Origin of the sequence: Pseudomonas sp. CP4 (genome assembly GCF_047758505.1) — a bacterium.
Classification (GTDB): Bacteria; Pseudomonadota; Gammaproteobacteria; order Pseudomonadales; family Pseudomonadaceae; genus Aquipseudomonas; species Aquipseudomonas fluorescens_AO.
The window spans coordinates 1,536,616-1,554,747 of sequence record NZ_CP180489.1 but is presented as its reverse complement, the minus strand read 5'-3'; the positions used below and the strand labels follow the sequence as shown (position 1 = coordinate 1,554,747).

At 61.4% G+C, this 18,132-nt stretch carries 18 protein-coding genes; 16 read left to right on the top strand and 2 right to left on the bottom strand.

Annotated features, from left to right (window positions below; translation table 11 throughout):
- The first annotated feature begins 5 nt into the window (after nt 1-5).
- The 14 genes from flhA to ACMYUN_RS06810 all read left to right on the top strand — a co-directional run bounded on the left by flhA (nt 6) and on the right by ACMYUN_RS06810 (nt 14,522).
- On the top strand, nt 6-2,135 hold the full coding sequence (gene flhA, locus ACMYUN_RS06875) for a flagellar biosynthesis protein FlhA (protein WP_415763315.1): 2,130 nt from the start codon (nt 6-8) through the stop codon (nt 2,133-2,135).
- A gap of 11 nt (nt 2,136-2,146) precedes the next feature.
- Complete coding sequence (gene flhF / locus ACMYUN_RS06870) at nt 2,147-3,487, top strand: flagellar biosynthesis protein FlhF (protein ID WP_415763314.1); 1,341 nt, start codon at nt 2,147-2,149, stop codon at nt 3,485-3,487.
- 116 nt (nt 3,488-3,603) lie between these two features.
- Nucleotides 3,604-4,434 (top strand): flagellar synthesis regulator FleN, encoded by an 831-nt coding sequence (gene fleN, locus ACMYUN_RS06865; RefSeq protein WP_016771060.1) that lies wholly within the window; start codon nt 3,604-3,606, stop codon nt 4,432-4,434.
- Nucleotides 4,431-5,171 (top strand): RNA polymerase sigma factor FliA, encoded by a 741-nt coding sequence (gene fliA, locus ACMYUN_RS06860; RefSeq protein WP_016771059.1) that lies wholly within the window; start codon nt 4,431-4,433, stop codon nt 5,169-5,171. The genes fleN and fliA overlap by 4 nt, the downstream gene beginning before the upstream one ends.
- Nucleotides 5,172-5,338: 167 nt before the next feature.
- Nucleotides 5,339-5,710, top strand: coding sequence for a chemotaxis response regulator CheY (locus tag ACMYUN_RS06855; RefSeq protein WP_161986607.1), 372 nt, complete (start codon nt 5,339-5,341; stop codon nt 5,708-5,710).
- A gap of 18 nt (nt 5,711-5,728) precedes the next feature.
- Nucleotides 5,729-6,517 (top strand): protein phosphatase CheZ, encoded by a 789-nt coding sequence (locus ACMYUN_RS06850; RefSeq protein WP_016771058.1) that lies wholly within the window; start codon nt 5,729-5,731, stop codon nt 6,515-6,517.
- Nucleotides 6,518-6,570: 53 nt separating this feature from the next.
- Nucleotides 6,571-8,841: a chemotaxis protein CheA gene (locus tag ACMYUN_RS06845; RefSeq protein WP_415763313.1), complete on the top strand. Its 2,271-nt coding sequence runs from the start codon at nt 6,571-6,573 to the stop codon at nt 8,839-8,841.
- A gap of 49 nt (nt 8,842-8,890) precedes the next feature.
- Nucleotides 8,891-10,030 carry a chemotaxis response regulator protein-glutamate methylesterase gene (locus ACMYUN_RS06840; RefSeq protein WP_310407210.1) on the top strand — a complete coding sequence of 380 codons (1,140 nt, stop codon included), beginning with the start codon at nt 8,891-8,893 and terminating at the stop codon, nt 10,028-10,030.
- Complete coding sequence (locus ACMYUN_RS06835) at nt 10,030-10,770, top strand: flagellar motor protein (RefSeq protein ID WP_039763601.1); 741 nt, start codon at nt 10,030-10,032, stop codon at nt 10,768-10,770. Before ACMYUN_RS06840 ends, ACMYUN_RS06835 begins: the two co-directional genes overlap by 1 nt.
- Nucleotides 10,771-10,782: 12 nt before the next feature.
- A complete protein-coding gene (motD, locus tag ACMYUN_RS06830; protein ID WP_016771054.1) occupies nt 10,783-11,673 on the top strand; it encodes a flagellar motor protein MotD in 891 nt (296 codons plus the stop codon).
- Nucleotides 11,674-11,716: 43 nt separating this feature from the next.
- Entirely contained in the window at nt 11,717-12,505 is a 789-nt protein-coding gene (locus tag ACMYUN_RS06825) for a ParA family protein (protein WP_039763606.1), read from the top strand.
- A 90-nt stretch (nt 12,506-12,595) separates the two neighbouring features.
- Nucleotides 12,596-13,549: a CheW domain-containing protein gene (locus tag ACMYUN_RS06820; protein WP_415763312.1), complete on the top strand. Its 954-nt coding sequence runs from the start codon at nt 12,596-12,598 to the stop codon at nt 13,547-13,549.
- 90 nt (nt 13,550-13,639) lie between these two features.
- Nucleotides 13,640-14,125 (top strand): chemotaxis protein CheW, encoded by a 486-nt coding sequence (locus ACMYUN_RS06815; RefSeq protein WP_016771050.1) that lies wholly within the window; start codon nt 13,640-13,642, stop codon nt 14,123-14,125.
- Nucleotide 14,126: 1 nt separating this feature from the next.
- Nucleotides 14,127-14,522 carry a DUF2802 domain-containing protein gene (locus ACMYUN_RS06810; RefSeq protein WP_016771049.1) on the top strand — a complete coding sequence of 132 codons (396 nt, stop codon included), beginning with the start codon at nt 14,127-14,129 and terminating at the stop codon, nt 14,520-14,522.
- Nucleotides 14,523-14,642: 120 nt separating this feature from the next.
- On the opposite strand, the gene ACMYUN_RS06805 is transcribed toward ACMYUN_RS06810, so the two are convergent.
- Together ACMYUN_RS06805 and ACMYUN_RS06800 are read right to left on the bottom strand one after the other, a co-directional pair.
- Entirely contained in the window at nt 14,643-14,972 is a 330-nt protein-coding gene (locus ACMYUN_RS06805) for an EscU/YscU/HrcU family type III secretion system export apparatus switch protein (protein ID WP_039763610.1), read from the bottom strand.
- Entirely contained in the window at nt 14,969-16,543 is a 1,575-nt protein-coding gene (locus ACMYUN_RS06800) for a flagellar hook-length control protein FliK (RefSeq protein ID WP_415763311.1), read from the bottom strand. The genes ACMYUN_RS06805 and ACMYUN_RS06800 overlap by 4 nt, the downstream gene beginning before the upstream one ends.
- A 197-nt stretch (nt 16,544-16,740) precedes the next feature.
- Here ACMYUN_RS06800 and ccmA point away from each other — a divergent pair, with 197 nt between their 5' ends.
- Complete coding sequence (ccmA, locus tag ACMYUN_RS06795) at nt 16,741-17,376, top strand: cytochrome c biogenesis heme-transporting ATPase CcmA (RefSeq protein ID WP_039763613.1); 636 nt, start codon at nt 16,741-16,743, stop codon at nt 17,374-17,376.
- Nucleotides 17,373-18,041 carry a heme exporter protein CcmB gene (gene ccmB, locus ACMYUN_RS06790; RefSeq protein ID WP_039763615.1) on the top strand — a complete coding sequence of 223 codons (669 nt, stop codon included), beginning with the start codon at nt 17,373-17,375 and terminating at the stop codon, nt 18,039-18,041. Before ccmA ends, ccmB begins: the two co-directional genes overlap by 4 nt.
- Nucleotides 18,042-18,132 lie beyond the last annotated feature (91 nt).

The window sequence follows — 18,132 nt, the reverse complement described above, 5'->3', positions numbered from 1 at the left end:
AACCGGTGGATCGCACTCAGTTATTCAATACAGCACGCACCAACGTTGCCGACCTCAGTCGAGGCAATCTGGGCGTGCCGTTGTTGCTGCTGGTTATGCTGGCGATGATGATGTTGCCGGTACCGCCGTTCCTGCTCGACGTCTTCTTTACCTTCAACATCGCTCTGTCGATCGTCGTCCTGCTGGTCTGCGTGTATGCGCTGCGGCCGCTGGATTTCGCCGTGTTCCCGACCATTCTGCTGGTGGCAACGCTGCTGCGCCTGGCGTTGAACGTGGCCTCGACGCGGGTGGTGATGCTCCACGGTCAGGACGGCCACGCCGCCGCCGGTAAGGTGATCCAGGCCTTCGGTGAGGTGGTGATCGGCGGTAACTACGTGGTCGGTATCGTGGTTTTCGCGATCCTGATGATCATCAACTTCGTCGTGGTGACCAAGGGTGCCGGGCGGATTTCCGAGGTGAGCGCGCGCTTCACCCTCGATGCGATGCCCGGCAAACAAATGGCGATCGATGCCGACCTCAACGCCGGCCTGATCGATCAGGCGCAGGCCAAGGCGCGCCGCCAGGAAGTCGCACAAGAGGCCGAGTTCTACGGTTCGATGGACGGTGCCAGCAAGTTCGTCCGCGGTGACGCCATCGCCGGTCTGCTGATTCTGTTCATCAACCTCATCGGCGGCATGGCCGTCGGTATCTTCCAGCACAACATGGGTTTTGCTGACGCCGGCAAGGTTTACGCTTTGTTGACCATCGGTGACGGTTTGGTGGCGCAATTGCCATCACTGTTGTTATCGACAGCGGCGGCGATCATGGTGACCCGTGCTTCCGGTTCGGAAGACATGGGCAAACAGATCAATCGGCAGATGTTCGCCTCGCCGAAAGCGCTGGCCGTGGCCGCGGGTTTGATGGCGGTGATGGGCCTGGTGCCGGGCATGCCGCACTTCTCCTTCCTGAGCATGGCCGCGCTGGCCGCTGGCGGCGCGTACCTGTTCTGGAAGAAGCAGAACGTTGCCAAGGTCGTGGCCCTGGAAGAGGTCAAGCGTCAGCAGGAACTGCTGCCGTCGCCGGCACGGGCCATGGAAACCAAAGAGCTGGGCTGGGACGACGTCACGCCGATCGACATGATCGGCCTCGAAGTCGGCTATCGCCTGATTCCGCTGGTCGACCGCAATCAGGGTGGGCAATTGCTCGCGCGGATCAAGGGCGTGCGCAAGAAGCTCTCACAGGATCTGGGCTTCCTGATGCCGACCGTGCACATCCGCGACAACCTCGATCTGGCGCCGAGCGCGTATCGCCTGACCCTGATGGGCGTAATCCTCGCCGAGGCCGAAATCTACCCGGATCGCGAACTGGCGATCAACCCGGGCCAGGTCTACGGCTCGCTCAACGGAATCAACGCCAAAGATCCGGCTTTTGGCCTGGAGGCGGTGTGGATCGAAATCAGCCAGCGCGCCCAGGCGCAATCGCTCGGCTATACCGTGGTCGACGCCAGCACCGTGGTTGCCACGCACTTGAACCAGATTCTCTACAAGCACTCCAGTGAGCTGATCGGCCACGAGGAAGTGCAGCAACTCATGCAATTGCTGGCCAAGAGCTCGCCGAAACTGGCGGAAGAGCTGGTGCCGGGTGTGGTTTCGTTGTCGCAGTTGCTCAAGGTCCTGCAAGCGCTGCTCGCCGAGCACGTGCCGGTGCGTGACATTCGCAGCATCGCCGAAGCGATCGCGAACAACGCCGCCAAGAGTCAAGATACCGCCGCTCTGGTCGCGGCTGTGCGGGTCGGCGTATCCCGCGCAATCGTCCAAAGCATTGTAGGCACTGAGTCCGAGCTGCCTGTGATCACATTGGAACCAAGGTTGGAACAGATATTGCTCAATAGTCTGCAGAAGGCAGGACAAGGCTCGGAAGAGGGCGTTCTGCTGGAGCCGAGCATGGCCGAGAAGCTGCAACGTTCGTTGATCGAAGCGGCCCAGCGGCAGGAAATGCAAGGCCAACCGGTGATCCTGCTGGTAGCAGGCCCGATTCGCGCGATGCTCTCGCGCTTTGGCCGCCTCGCAGTCCCAGGGCTGCACGTGCTGGCCTACCAGGAAGTACCGGACAACAAGCAAGTGACCATCGTTGCGACAGTAGGGCCCAACGGCTGAGGTAGTGGTTTATGCAAGTTAAGCGTTTTTTCGCCGCCGATATGCGTCAGGCCATGAAGCTGGTTCGCGATGAGCTGGGCGCTGATGCCGCCATCATCGGCAATCGCCGCATTGCCGGCGGCGTCGAGTTGACGGCGGCTCTGGATTACAAATTGTCGGCGCTGGCGCCACGGGTTCCGAATATGGAGCTCGAAGACGAGCTGCGCAAGACCCAGTCGCGCATCGTCACCGCCCAGGCTGAACTGAGCCTGCGTGGCGAAGCCGACGGCAACACCAATCAGCAGTTGTTCGCCGGGCTGCCGTTGACCGCAGGCCTGCCGCTGACTGCTGCCGAACCGCTGAGCGAGCCGACCTACGCCGCACCGACGCGCCCGGCCGCAGCGCCTGCGCAGGCCTCGGCGGGTGTCGATCCGCGTGCCCTGGATTCGATGCGTTTTGAATTGAACAGCCTGCGCGAGCTGATGGAAGTGCAGCTCGGCACCCTGGCCTGGAATCAGCTGCAAGGCAGCCGTCCGGCCCAGGCCAATCTGTATCGCCGTCTGCAGCGCATTGGCCTGTCCGGCCCGCTGTCGCGCGATCTGCTGGCACTGATCACCGATATCGAAGAACCCCGTCAGGCCTGGCGCATGCTGCTGGCGCACCTGGCGCGGATGATCGCCGTACCGGAAGTCGAGCCGCTGGAAGAGGGCGGTGTGATTGCCATGGTCGGCCCCGCCGGCATGGGCAAGACCACCACGTTGGCCAAGCTCGCCGCGCGTTATGTGCTCAAGTACGGCGCGCAGAATGTTGCGCTGGTCAGTATGGACAGCTTCCGCATCGGCGCGCAGGAACAACTGAAAACCCTCGGACGCATCCTGAACGTGCCGGTGACGCACGTCGATCCGGGTCAGTCGCTGGTTCAGGCGCTGGATCCGCTGCTACGCAAACGCGTGGTTTTGATCGATACTGCCGGCCTGCAAGCCAGCGATCCGGCGTTGCGCATGCAGCTCGAGAGCCTGGCCGGGCGTGGCATTCGCTCAAAAAATTATCTGGTCCTGGCAACCACCAGCCAGAAACAGGTTCTAACCGCCGCTTATCACAGTTACAAGCGTTGCGGGCTGGCCGGCTGCATCCTGACTAAACTGGATGAAACGGCCAGTCTCGGCGAAGTGTTGAGCCTGGCGATCAGTCATGAATTGCCGGTCGCGTACCTGACCGATGGCCCACGGATTCCGGATGATCTGCATCTGCCGCGCCGTCATCAACTGGTCAGCCGCGCCGTCAGCGTGCAAATGCAGGAAGAACCCAGCGAAGAAGCCATGGCTGACATGTTCGCTGATATCTATCACAGCCCGACCAAGCAGGTTGGCTGAGGTAATCATGAACAGTTTTTGTACCTACATCGATGGTCTGCCACGCATTGTTCCGATCGTGAACGCGCAGCCAGTAATGTGGCCTCCGTCTATGCAAGACAAGGTAAAGAAATAACATGGGCAGCATGCATCCCGTACAGGTGATCGCGGTGACCGGCGGCAAAGGTGGCGTCGGCAAGACTAACGTGTCAGTGAACTTGTCCCTGGCGCTGGCAGAGCTTGGCCGTCGGGTCATGCTGCTGGACGCCGATCTGGGCCTGGCGAACGTCGACGTTCTGCTGGGGCTGACACCCAAACGCACACTGGCCGACGTCATCGAAGGCCGTTGCGAACTGCGCGACGTGCTGTTGCAGGGCCCGGGCGGGATTCGCATCGTGCCGGCGGCCTCCGGCACGCAGAGCATGGTGCACCTGAGTCCTGCGCAGCACGCCGGCCTGATCCAGGCGTTCAGCGACATCGGCGACAATCTCGACGTGCTGGTGATCGACACCGCTGCGGGCATTGGTGACTCGGTAGTCAGTTTCGTGCGCGCCGCCCAGGAAGTGTTGCTGGTGGTCTGCGACGAGCCGACTTCGATCACCGACGCTTACGCGCTGATCAAGTTGCTCAATCGCGACTACGGCATGAACCGCTTCCGCGTGCTGGCCAACATGGCGCAGAGCCCGCAGGAAGGGCGCAACCTGTTCGCCAAGTTGACCAAGGTCACGGATCGCTTTCTCGACGTCGCCCTACAATACGTCGGCGCCGTGCCGTACGACGAAAGCGTGCGCAAGGCAGTGCAGAAGCAGCGCGCCGTCTACGAAGCCTTTCCCCGTTCCAAGTGCGCGCTGGCCTTCAAGGCCATCGCCCAGAAGGTCGACACCTGGCCGCTGCCGGCCAACCCGCGCGGGCATCTGGAATTTTTCGTCGAGCGTCTCGTGCAGCAAACCGCAGGGCCTGTGATATGACCGCCAGTGGCATGAATCTTTACAAAAAGTCGGCGCGTGACGCGCAATACGAACTGATCGAGCGCTACGCGCCACTGGTCAAGCGCATTGCCTATCACTTGCTGGCACGCCTGCCGGCCAGCGTGCAGGTCGAAGACCTGATCCAGGCCGGGATGATCGGTTTGCTGGAAGTCTCGACCAAATACGACGCCAGCAAAGGCGCCAGTTTCGAAACGTACGCGGGCATTCGAATCCGCGGCGCGATGCTCGATGAAGTGCGCAAAGGGGATTGGGCGCCACGCTCGGTTCACCGTAATACCAGGATGGTCAGCGACGCGATTCGCTCGATTGAAGCTAAAACCGGCCGTGACGCTAAAGATCACGAGGTTGCGGCCGAACTCCAATTGAGTCTCGACGATTACTACGGGATTCTGAATGACACCTTGGGCAGTCGCCTGTTCAGTTTCGACGACCTGTTGCAGGACGGCGAACACGAAGGGCTGCACGAGGATGGCGCGAGTGCTCATATGGAGCCGTCACGCGATCTGGAAGATGAACGCTTCCAGGCGGCGCTGGCGGACGCGATTGCCAATTTGCCGGAGCGTGAGCGACTGGTGTTGGCGCTGTACTACGACGAAGAGCTGAACCTCAAGGAAATCGGTGAAGTCCTTGGCGTCAGTGAATCGCGGGTCAGCCAGTTACACAGCCAGTGCGCGGCCCGTCTGCGGGGGCGTTTGGGGGAGTGGCGAGCGCGCTGAAGGCAGTGTGGGGACACTGCGAAACGAGGCTGGTGCGGTGATGAACGGCGCCGGTCTCGATCCGTTGTGCTCCAGACAAACTTCGAGTGCTATGCCGATTGATTGAAGTGGCGCGTCCAGGTGCTGGGCGCGTTTAAGACTGCTTGGAGGTCGAATTGAACAAAGACATGAAAATCCTCATCGTTGATGACTTCTCAACGATGCGGCGGATCATCAAGAACCTGCTGCGCGATCTTGGGTTCACCAACACCGTCGAGGCCGACGATGGCGTAACCGCCATTCCGGTGCTCAACAGCGGCAGCATCGACTTTCTGGTAACGGACTGGAACATGCCGGGCATGACCGGTATCGACCTGCTGCGTCACGTGCGCGCCGATGAAAAACTCAAGCACCTCCCGGTGTTGATGGTGACTGCTGAAGCCAAGCGCGAGCAGATCATCGAGGCCGCTCAGGCCGGTGTGAACGGTTACGTAGTCAAACCTTTCACGGCTCAAGCGTTGAAAGACAAAATCGAGAAGATTTTCGAACGCATCGGCTGATGAATGCGCGGGGGAGCTATGGAGCATAACGAATCATCACAGGGCGATTTCGAATCGACTCTGAAAAAACACGCGGTCGAACTGGTCGAGAGCCTTGAAAAAGGCAAGTTCGGCGACGCGGTGCAACTGATCCATGAGCTCAATCAGACCCGTGACCGCGGCCTGTATCAGGAAGTGGGCAAGCTCACACGTGAACTGCACAGTGCGATCGTCAATTTCCAGATCGATCCGCACATGCCGCAGGCCGAGGAAGTGTCGCAAATCACCGACGCCACCGAACGCCTGGGCTATGTGGTCAAGCTGACGGAAGCCGCGGCCAACCGCACCATGGATCTGGTGGAAAGCGCCACGCCGGTGGTCAACAGTCTCGCTGATGAAGCGCAGACCTTGAGCGCCGATTGGGGCCGCTTCATGCGTCGCGAGGTCGGGGCTGAAGAGTTCCGCGAACTGGCGCGCCGGGTCGACGGTTTTCTGTCACGCAGCAGCACGGACAACCGTGCGGTGTCGAGCAACCTCAACGACATCCTGCTGGCTCAGGATTACCAGGACCTCACAGGTCAAGTGATCAAGCGTGTGACCCAACTGGTCACCGAAGTCGAAAGCAATCTGCTCAAACTCGTGCTCATGGCCAGTCAGGTCGACCGCTTTGCGGGCATCGAACATGACCGCGCCGCAATGCTTGCTGAAAAAGATCCACAAAAACATCTCTCGCAGGGTGAAGGTCCGCAGATTCATGCCGATAAACGAGAAGACGTTGTGTCCGGTCAGGACGATGTGGACGATTTGTTATCCAGCCTTGGATTCTAGAGTTTCGGAATTCGGGTTTTTTGGGTTTTTAGACCTGTAGGAGCACCCCATTAATGAGCTTCGGCGCCGATGAAGAGATCCTTCAGGATTTCCTGGTTGAGGCCGGCGAGATTCTTGAGCAACTGTCCGAACAACTGGTCGAGCTGGAAAGCCGCCCGGATGATGCAGATCTGCTCAATGCAATTTTTCGCGGTTTCCACACTGTAAAAGGGGGCGCCGGCTTCCTTCAGCTCAATGAGCTGGTGGAGTGCTGTCACATCGCCGAAAACGTGTTCGACATCCTGCGCAAGGGTGAGCGTCGCGTTGATGCAGAACTGATGGACGTGGTGCTCGAAGCACTGGACGCGGTGAACAGCATGTTCAGCGAAGTCCGTGAACGTGCACCGATCACCGCTGCGACGCCGGAACTGCTGGCCGCGCTGGCGCGTCTGGCCGAGCCGCAATCGGCGGATGAAGCCGTGGCCGCACCGGTAGAAGTGGTGGAAGAGCCGGTGGCCGAAAGCGCATCGGACGACATTACCGATAACGAATTCGAACTACTGCTGGACTCGCTGAATGCCGTCAAGGCTCAGGCCGAGGCCCCGGCTGCTGCTGTTGCTCCGGCGCAGGTTGCCGACACGGCCGCCAGCGATGAAATCACCGACGCCGAGTTTGAATCGCTGCTCGATCAGCTGCACGGCAAAGGCCAGTTCGCTGTCGATGCGGTCGCTCCGGCGCCAGCAGCAGCGGCTCCGGCCGCGCCTGCTGCAGGCGACAGTTCGGACATCACCGACGACGAATTCGAAGCCTTGCTCGATCAGTTGCACGGCAAGGGCAACTTCGCCGTTGACGCGCTGGAATCGGCCATTGCTTCGGCGCCGGCAGCCCCTGCTGCACCGGCAGCCGCTGCGGCCGGCAGCGACCTGATCAGCGATCACGAATTCGAATCGCTGCTCGACGAATTGCACGGCAAAGGCAAGTTTGACGCCAGCGCCGCGACTGCCGGCTCTGCCTCGAGCGTCGCCACGCCAGCGGCGAAAGCTCCGGCTGCTGCTGCGCCGAAACCTGCGGCCAAGCCTGAGCCGAAAGCCGAGGCGCCGAAACCGGCCGCCGCTGCTGCACCGGCTGCGGCTCGCGCTCCTGCGACACCGCCCGCGGAAAAACCGGCCAGCGAAGCGGAAACCACCGTACGCGTCGACACCGCGCGGCTCGACGAGATCATGAACATGGTCGGCGAGCTGGTGCTGGTGCGTAACCGTCTGGTGCGCCTGGGCCTCAACAGCGGCGACGAAGCCATGTCCAAGGCCGTGTCGAACCTCGACGTGGTCACCGCTGACCTGCAGACCGCCGTGATGAAGACGCGGATGCAGCCGATCAAGAAGGTCTTCGGGCGCTTCCCGCGTCTGGTTCGCGATCTCGCACGCCAACTGAAGAAAGAGATCAACCTGGAACTGGTGGGTGAAGAAACCGACCTCGACAAAAACCTTGTCGAGGCTCTGGCCGACCCGCTGGTCCACTTGGTGCGCAACGCCGTCGACCACGGCATCGAGTCGCCGGAAGAGCGCGAAGCGTCGGGCAAGGCCCGTGGCGGTCGCGTGGTGCTGGCGGCCGAGCAGGAAGGCGACCATATCCTGCTGTCGATCTCCGACGACGGCAAAGGCATGGACCCGAACGTGCTGCGCGCCATTGCGGTAAAACGCGGCGTGATGGACAAGGACGCGGCCGATCGCCTGAGCGATACCGAGTGCTACAACCTGATTTTCGCCCCGGGTTTCTCGACCAAGACCGAGATCTCCGACGTGTCCGGCCGTGGTGTCGGCATGGACGTGGTGAAGACCAAGATTTCCCAGCTCAACGGTTCGATCAACATCTATTCGACCAAGGGCCAGGGTTCGAAGATCGTCATCAAGGTGCCGTTGACCCTCGCGATCATGCCGACGCTGATGGTCATGCTCGGCAATCAGGCGTTCGCGTTCCCGCTGGTCAACGTCAACGAAATCTTCCACCTCGACCTGTCGACCACCAACGTCGTCGACGGTCAGGAAGTGGTGATCGTGCGCGACAAGGCGCTGCCATTGTTCTACCTCAAGCGCTGGCTGGTCAGCTCCGCCGCTCACGAAGAGCAGCGCGAAGGCCATGTAGTGATTCTTTCGGTGGGCACTCAGCGGATCGGCTTCGTCGTCGATCAACTGGTCGGCCAGGAAGAAGTGGTCATCAAGCCATTGGGCAAAATGCTTCAGGGAACTCCAGGCATGTCCGGCGCCACCATCACCGGTGACGGCCGCATTGCGCTGATTCTCGATGTTCCAAGCATGCTCAAGCGTTACGCCACGAAGCGTATTTGAATCCGGGGCGGCGGCGCGATGACGCGCTGCTGCACCTAATGGAGTGTTTATGGCAGTCAAAGTCCTGGTGGTGGACGATTCGGGGTTTTTCCGCCGCCGCGTCTCGGAAATTCTTTCGTCGGATCCGAGCATCCAGGTGGTCGGCACGGCCACCAACGGTAAAGAGGCGATCGATCAGGCCATGGCCCTCAAGCCTGACGTGATCACCATGGACTACGAGATGCCGATGATGGACGGCATCACGGCGGTGCGGCACATCATGCAGCGCTGCCCGACCCCGGTGTTGATGTTCTCCTCGCTGACTCACGAAGGCGCACGGGTAACCCTCGATGCGCTGGACGCCGGTGCGGTGGATTTCCTGCCGAAGAATTTCGAAGACATCTCGCGCAACCCCGACAAGGTCAAGCAACTGCTGTGCGAGAAAGTCCATAGCATCTCGCGCAGTAACCGTCGTTTCAGTGCCTACAGCGCGCCGGCTCCCGCCGCTGCGCCAGCGCCGACGCCTGCTCCGGCAGCGTCGAGCTACGGCAGCCACACGAGCCACAGCAGCGCTGTCCCGGCACGTCCGGCGCCAGCGCCTGCCCGTGCCTCCGCTGCCAGCGCTTCGTCGCCAGCACCGAAACGCAAAGCCTACAAACTGGTGGCCATCGGCACATCGACTGGCGGCCCGGTTGCGCTGCAACGTGTACTGACGCAATTGCCGGCGAACTTCCCGGCGCCGATTGTGCTGATCCAGCACATGCCGGCGGCGTTCACCAAAGCGTTTGCCGAACGTCTCGACAAGCTCTGCCGCATCAGCGTCAAGGAAGCCGAGGATGGCGACATCCTGCGTCCGGGCCTGGCGCTGCTGGCACCGGGTGGCAAGCAGATGATGATCGACGGCCGTGGCGCGGTGAAGATCCTGCCGGGCGACGAACGTCTGAATTACAAGCCGTGCGTGGACATCACGTTCGGTTCGGCGGCGAAATCCTACGGCGACAAAGTTCTGGCAGTCGTGCTGACCGGCATGGGCGCCGACGGCCGCGAGGGCGCGCGTCTGCTCAAGCAGGGCGGCAGTTCGGTGTGGGCGCAGGACGAAGCAAGCTGCGTGATCTACGGCATGCCGATGGCCATCGTCAAAGCTGATCTGGCTGACGCTGTGTACGGTCTGGACGACATCGGCAAGCACATCGTCGAGGCGTGTATCTGATGGATGTTCTCAGCCTTATCGGCCTCATCATGGCGTTCGTCGCCATCATCGGCGGCAACTACCTTGAAGGCGGTCACCTCGGCGCACTGGCCAACGGCCCGGCGGCGCTGATCGTGCTGGGCGGCACGGTCGGTGCCGCGCTGCTGCAATCGCCGATGAGCGCGTTCAAGCGCGCCATGCAGATTCTCGCGTGGATCTTCTTTCCGCCGCGTGTCGACCTCGCCGGTGGCATCGACCGCGTGGTCAATTGGAGCCTGACGGCGCGCAAGGAAGGCCTGCTCGGCCTCGAAGGCGTGGCCGACGCCGAACCCGACAGCTATTCGCGCAAGGGCCTGCAACTGCTGGTCGACGGCGCCGAGCCGGAAGCCATTCGCAGCATTCTCGAAGTGGATTTCTACACTCAGGAATCCCGCGATATCGAAGCGGCCAAGGTCTTTGAAAGCATGGGCGGCTACGCGCCGACCATTGGCATCATCGGTGCGGTGATGGGCCTGATTCACGTGATGGGCAACCTCGCCGATCCGTCGCAACTGGGTAACGGCATTGCCGTGGCGTTCGTCGCGACCATCTATGGCGTGGCCAGTGCCAACCTGATCCTTTTACCGGTCGCGGCCAAGCTCAAGTCCATCGCGTTGCGGCAGTCGCGTTATCGCGAAATGTTGCTGGAAGGAATCCTGTCGATCGCCGAAGGTGAAAACCCTCGTTCCATTGAGTTGAAGCTGCAAGGCTTCATGGACTAAGGGAATAACCTCATGGCTCGTCGTCGCCACCAGGAAGAACACGTCAATCACGAGCGCTGGCTCGTGTCCTACGCGGATTTCATCACTTTGCTGTTCGCGTTTTTCGTGGTGATGTACTCGATTTCGTCGATCAACGAAGGCAAATACAAAGTCATTTCCGAAGCGCTGATCGGCGTGTTTACTGACTCCGACCGCTCGCTCAAACCGATTCCAATCGGTGACGAACGACCGAAAACCGTGACCCCGGCCAAGCCGCTGGTCAAGGATGCCGAGCAGGTCGACGCCGGCATTTCCGGGGCCAGCGATCCGCTGAAAAGCATCGCCGATGACATCAGTGCCGCCTTCGGTGACTTGATCAGCTCCAATCAGATGACCGTGCGCGGTAACGAGTTGTGGGTCGAGATCGAACTCAATTCCAGCCTGTTGTTTGGCAGTGGCGACGCAATGCCGAGCGACATTGCCTTCAACATCATCGACAAGGTCGCGGCGATCCTCAAACCGTTCGACAACCCGATCCACGTCGAAGGCTTCACCGACGATCAACCGATCCGCACCGCGCAGTACCCGACCAACTGGGAACTGTCGTCGGCGCGCTCGGCGAGCATCGTGCGCATGCTCGCCATGCAGGGCGTGAATCCTGGGCGACTGGCGTCGGTGGGCTACGGCGAATTCCAGCCAGTGGCCAACAACGCCACGGTCGAAGGCCGGGCGAAGAACCGTCGTGTGGTGCTGGTGGTGTCGCGCAATCTTGATGTGCGCCGCAGCCTGACGGGCACCGGAACCGCCAATGCGCAACCGGATGCGGCGTTGAAGCGCGCTGGCACACAAACTGCACCGACCCCGGTCAAGACGCCGGGACGCGAGAGTGCCGTCAATTCTCCGTCGCCCGCATTAACACGCTGAAGCATGTCTCGGTCAACCAATCTGGCCGGGAGGAACGAACTGAATGAGAGTCTGGGCAGTCGCCAATCAAAAGGGTGGTGTCGGTAAAACCACATCCTCCATCGCTCTAGCCGGGTTGCTGGCCGAGGCGGGCAAGCGCGTGGTTGTGGTCGATCTCGACCCGCACGGCTCGATGACCAGCTATTTCGGCTATGACCCCGACAGCCTGGAACACAGCAACTACGACCTGTTTCTGCACAAGGGCAGCGTGCCGCAAGGCCTGCCGGGGCAGCTGCTGTTGTCGACCAGCGATGAACGCATTTCCCTGCTGCCATCGAGCACCGCACTGGCCACCCTTGAGCGGCAGTCGCCGGGGCAGAGTGGCTTGGGTCTGGTGATCGCCAAGAGTCTGGCGCAACTGTGGCAGGACTTCGATTACGCGATCATCGACAGCCCGCCGTTGCTCGGCGTGCTGATGGTCAACGCCCTCGCGGCGAGCCAGCAATTGGTGATCCCGGTGCAGACCGAGCACTTGGCCGTCAAAGGTCTGGAGCGCATGGTCAACACCCTGGCGATGATCAACCGTTCGCGCAAACAGCCGTTGCCGTTCAGCATCGTGCCGACCCTGTTCGACCGCCGCACGCAGGCGTCGATGGGCACCTTGCGCGTGCTGCGTGACAAATTCCCCGAAGACATCTGGCACGGCTACATCCCGGTCGATACTCGTCTGCGCGACGCCAGCCGAGCGGGCGTCACGCCTTCGCAATTCGACGGCAAGAGCCGTGGCGTGCTGGCCTACCGCGCGCTGCTCAAGCACCTGCTCGCGCAACAACTTGTTCCGCAGGTGGCCTGAGATGATTTCGATCTGCTTGCCCGAACCCTGTGGGAGCGAGCCTGCTCGCGAAGCAGACAACGCGGTTTCCCTGTCAGACGCTGATCACCGATGAACCGCCCAGTGAAACTCACGTCACGTCCGCAACGGGCCTTGCAGTCCTATCTGGAAGACCTGCTGCTCGACCTGCCCGAGGACTTGCCTGCCCCGGTCGAAGCGCTGCCGCCAATCGTCGAACCGGCGCAGCCTGAAGCGGTGGAAAGCACCGAGGCCATGGACGAGTTCCAGGCCGCCGTGCTGGAAGAGCAGGCCCGCGACGCGCAGAAATCTACCGGCCCGGTCGCCGCGCCCGCTGTTGCCCCCGTGGCCAAAGCACCAGTCGCGCTGATTGATGAACCGCGCGCGCCGCTGTCGACCTTGGCGCCGCTGCTGCAAACACAATTATTGACCGTGCCGGAACCCGAACCGGAGCCAGAACCCGCGCCGCAGATTGCTGAGCCGCAGGTGCTGGTTCCGCCGCTGGTCGAGGTGCACCTGCCGCCGAACAACCCGCCGCCACCGGTCGAGCCCGATGGCCGTCCGGCCTGGGCTGCCGAAGCCTTCGAATGCTTGCTGTTCGATGTCGCCGGGCTGACCCTGGCGGTGCCGCTGGTGTGCCTCGGCTCGATCTATTCGCTGGCCGGCCACGAGCTGACACCGCTGTTTGGTCAGCCGGAGTGGTTCCTCGGGATTCTGCCGAGCCAGGCCGGAAATCTGAAAGTTTTGGACACGGCGCGCTGGGTCATGCCGGATCGTTACCGCGATGACTTCCGGCAGGGCCTGCAGTACGTGATTTCGGTGCAAGGTTACGAGTGGGGGCTGGCGGTGCATCAGGTCAGCCGCTCGTTGCGCCTGGACCCGAATGAAATCAAATGGAGAAGTCACCGGGGTCAGCGGCCATGGCTCGCCGGCACCGTGATCGAGCACATGTGTGCATTGCTAGACGTGTCCGCGCTGGCCGAGTTGATCGCCAGCGGCGGGGCAAAGCACTTGAGCGGCAACAAGCCGCTACATAAACCGACATAGCAGCCGACATAACAATCAGGCGATGGCATTTTTCAACGCCACCACACAGAACACACACCGCCCAGGGCGGTTTTTTCGAGGGGTCAGGGTATGAGTAGTCAGGCGTCGAATGCAAAAGGTTCTGAAGATCCGATCCTGCAATGGGTGACCTTCAAACTGGATAACGAAACCTACGGCATCAACGTGATGCGCGTGCAGGAAGTGCTGCGCTACACCGAGATCGCCCCGGTGCCGGGTGCACCGAGCTACGTGCTGGGCATCATCAACCTGCGCGGTAACGTGGTCACCGTGATCGACACCCGTCAGCGCTTCGGCCTGCACAGCGGCGAGATCAGCGACAACACCCGTATCGTCATCATCGAAGCCGACAAGCAAGTCGTCGGCATCATGGTCGACAGCGTTGCCGAAGTGGTTTACCTGCGTCAGTCGGAAATCGAAACCGCACCAAACGTCGGTAACGAAGAATCGGCCAAGTTCATTCAGGGCGTGTGCAACAAGAACAACGAGCTGCTGATTCTGGTCGAGCTGGACAAGATGATGAGCGAAGAAGAATGGTCGGAACTGGAGAGCATCTGATTTGATTCTCGAGGTTGCGGTAATTGTTCTGTTCCTGTTCTGGGCCGGCACGCTGGCGATGTTCGTCTCGTACATCAAGGCGCAGCGAGTAATCGCTGCACAGCAGGCCCAGGGTGATGCGCTGCGTGATCAGCGCATCAAGGAGCTGGCCAAACGCGTCGACGACTACCAGAACGGCAACGTGCGCATGGGCGAAGCCCTGCACGAGTTGCGCGCGGTGGTGAGCCCGTTGCCGGACAAGATCGTTGCACTGGAACAACGCGACCCGTCTAGCCTGTCATTCGCCCAGGCGGCGAAACTGGTAGGCATGGGCGCCAGCGTCGATGAACTGACTCAGTCGTGCGGCTTGACCCAGGCTGAGGCGGAGTTGATGCGCAAGTTGCACAAGGGCAGCTAGAAGCTTCAAGCTTTCAGCGGCAAGCAAGATCAAAAGCGCTATTCGCGAGCAGGCTCGCTCCCACATTTGATCACGGTCGAATGTGGGAGCGAGCCTGCTCGCGAAGGCGTCTTTGAAACCTCAATAGTCATCCCCGCGTGCGGTGATGTCCTTCTCGACCATCGGCGCGTTCGGGTCCTGTCCCTCGGGGAATTTGCCCTTCAGATTCCACGCAAACGCGATGATCTCGGCGATGGTGCGATAGAGCTCTTCGGGGATGCTGTCGCCCAGTTCCATCCGCGCGAGCAGGCGCACCAGTTCGGCGTTTTCGTAGATCGGCACTTCGTAATCGCGGGCGATGCGCAGGATTTCTTCGGCCAGTTCATCGTCGCCCTTGGCGGTGAGGGTCGGGGCGTGGTTGCCGTCGTATTTGAGGGCAATAGCCTGGCGAGGGGCAGTGGAATCGTTCATGCGGTTTCGTCGACCCAGCGGTGTTCGAGGCGGGTTTGGTTGCCTTGCGGCGGCGTGCCGTGGTGGCAGTCGAGGTCGCCGACGTTGAGCCCGGAATCGAGCAAACGCTGACGTAATGCGAACAGATTGTTTTCAATCAGATCAGCCGTGTACGGCCGCTCGGCCCACAGCTGGCTGGACAAGCTGCCGGCGATCAGTTGCGCCTGAATTTGCATGGGCCCGAGCGGTTCCAGATCGAAGGCCAGATCGACGCGCCACAGTTGCTGTTTGGCTTCGCGCTCATCGCGGCGTTCGTGCGGCTGCGGTTCGCGCTCCGGCGCTTCTTCACGCTGGAATTTGACCTGCAACGGCACGATGTCCTGCAGGTTGCGCATGGGGATTTCCAGCTGCCAGGTGCTGAGCAGGCGGCCATCGTCGGTGACGCCGGTCTGTTCCAGACTCGACAATTGATGGCTCTGCAGACGCGACACTGCGGCGGCGGCAAGACGCAGCAGCTGTTCGAGATCGCCTTCGCCTTCAAGATTCGCCAGCAGCCGTTCAGGTAGCGGGAAGCTGCTCGGCACCGGTTTGGCACTGACCTGGCCGAGGGTGCCGAGGGCGTTCCGGACGAAACTCGGCAAGGCTTGTGCCAGCGTGTTGGCGGCGATGATCGCGTTGAAATTGGTGTTGCTCGGCAGTCCCGGCGTCAGTTGTGCGATCAGCTTGAGCAGGTCTGCCTTCATGTCCGGGGCGAGGCTCGGGTTTTGTCCGCCGAGCAATTTTGCCTCGAGGAACGCGCCGCTATTCGCCAAGGCCAGCGCCACGCCTTTGGCTGTGCTCATTTGCTGCACGTCCGGCAGGCTCGCGAGTAGCTTGTCGACCACTGCGCGCAGATCGGCCGAGGTCTGATCGCTGGCCGGCGGCAGGTTTTGCAGCACTTTCAGCAAGCCATCCAGCGAGCCCTGGCGACTTTGCTGGCCGAGCAATTGCTGACTGACCGCCAGTTGCTCCTGACGGCTGCTCAGCGGCACGAATTTGAGGGTTTGCGCGTCCTGCACCTGCGCCGACAACAAGGTGCCGATGCGCAGCGGTTGCGGGCTGTCGACGCTCAAAGTGCTGCCGCTCAAGGCGGTATTGAGCAAAGTGACCATCGAGCGAAATACCGCCGCTTGCCCCGGCGTCTGCGGCAGGGCTTGCGAGGTCACGACTTTGCCTTGCAGCAGGGTGCCGGCGGGCAATTGCGCGGTATCGATGCGGGTCAGGGTAGCGACGCTGCTGGCGATTGCTTGCTGTACGGTGATCGCCAGATTGCCGGCCGACGGCTGAGTGATCGCCAGATTGGTGCCCTGTGCCAACGGTAGATTGCTGCTGGCCTGCACGGTGGTCTGACGGCCGCTGTCGAGGGTGACTTTCAACAGCAATTCAAAGGTCTGATCGGCCTGCTTGAGCGACAACACCTCGGCCTTGGCGCTTTGCCCGGCACCGATCAAACCCTCGACCGGCGTCAGCAGCTTGAGCAGCTCACCCATTTGCGGGCGAGCGCTCGCCGGCACGGTCGGAGGGAGCGGGAGGATGTTCATTTCGCCTGTCATACGCGGACACAACCTGAGGAAATTGCACTCTTGAGAGTAAGGCACGGCATGTATAATGCCGCGCGTCGTGCGCTTCGTTCAAAAAACCTGGCAATTGTTTGATCCAGCTCGTCAGATCGAGCGATCAAAGCATCTATGCTGCCTCTCTTTAACGGCCGTTCCAGAGCCGACTTGAACCGTATAAGGCCCGTGATCCCTTGACCAGTCCTGTCCTGCAAACCATTGCCCTGGCGTGTGAACGCGATCTGCGGCTGCTTTTCGAAAACCTCGAATTGCGCCTGGCCAGTGGCGACATGGTGCAGATCAGCGGCCCCAACGGCAGCGGCAAGACCAGTCTTTTACGTCTGCTCGCCGGTTTGATGCAACCCACCGATGGCCAGGTACTGCTCAATGGTCAACCACTGACCGAGCAACGCGGCGAACTGGCGCGCAATCTGTTGTGGATCGGCCACGCCGCCGGGATCAAGGATCTGCTCACGCCCGAAGAAAACCTGTCGTGGCTCTGCGCCCTGCATCATCCCGCCGAACGCGAGGCGATCTGGCAGGCGCTGGCAGCAGTAGGATTGCGCGGTTTCGAAGACGTTCCCTGCCATAGTCTTTCCGCCGGCCAACAGCGCCGTGTGGCGCTGGCGCGGTTGTATCTGGACAGCCCGCCGTTGTGGATTCTCGACGAACCTTTCACCGCGCTGGACAAGCAGGGCGTGGCGCAACTGGAAGAGCATCTGGCCGGCCACTGCGAACGCGGCGGTCTGGTGGTGCTGACCACGCACCACACGCTGAGCCGCATGCCGGCCGGTTACCGCGATATCGACCTGGGGAAGTGGGCAGCATGAGTGTCTTCGGCCTGCTACTTGCCCGTGAATCCCGACTGCTGTTTCGCCGCCCGGCGGAGCTGGCCAATCCGCTGATTTTCTTCGCCATCGTCATTGCCCTTTTCCCGCTGGCCGTCGGCCCGGAAACTCAAGTCTTGCAAAACCTGTCCCCGGGGTTAGTCTGGGTGGCGGCGTTGTTGTCGGTCCTGCTGTCGCTGGACGGATTGTTTCGCAGTGACTTTGAAGACGGCTCGCTGGAACAGTGGGTCCTTTCGTCGCATCCGCTGCCGCTTCTGGTCCTGGCCAAGGTGCTGGCACACTGGCTGTTCTCCGGTCTGGCACTGGTGTTGCTGTCGCCGTTGCTGGCGTTGATGCTCGGTTTGCCGGCTGCGTGTCTGCCGGTGCTGCTGCTGTCGTTGCTGCTCGGCACGCCAGTGTTGAGCCTGCTCGGTGCAGTCGGCGCGGCGCTGACGGTCGGTCTGAAGCGCGGCGGCCTGTTGCTGGCGCTGCTGATTCTGCCGTTGTACATCCCGGTGTTGATCCTTGGCAGTGGCGCGTTGCAAGCGGCGTTGCAGGGCATGCCGGCGACCGGATACCTGTTGTGGATGGCCAGCCTCACAGCACTGGCGATCACCCTGACACCCTTTGCAATAGCCGCTGGCCTGAAGATCAGCGTCGGCGAATAATAATGAGGCCTGGTCAAAAATTGACCACTTCTATCAGAAGAAAGGCATGACCCTCTGCCAGCTCGCGATGATGAGCGGCAACCGTGATGGA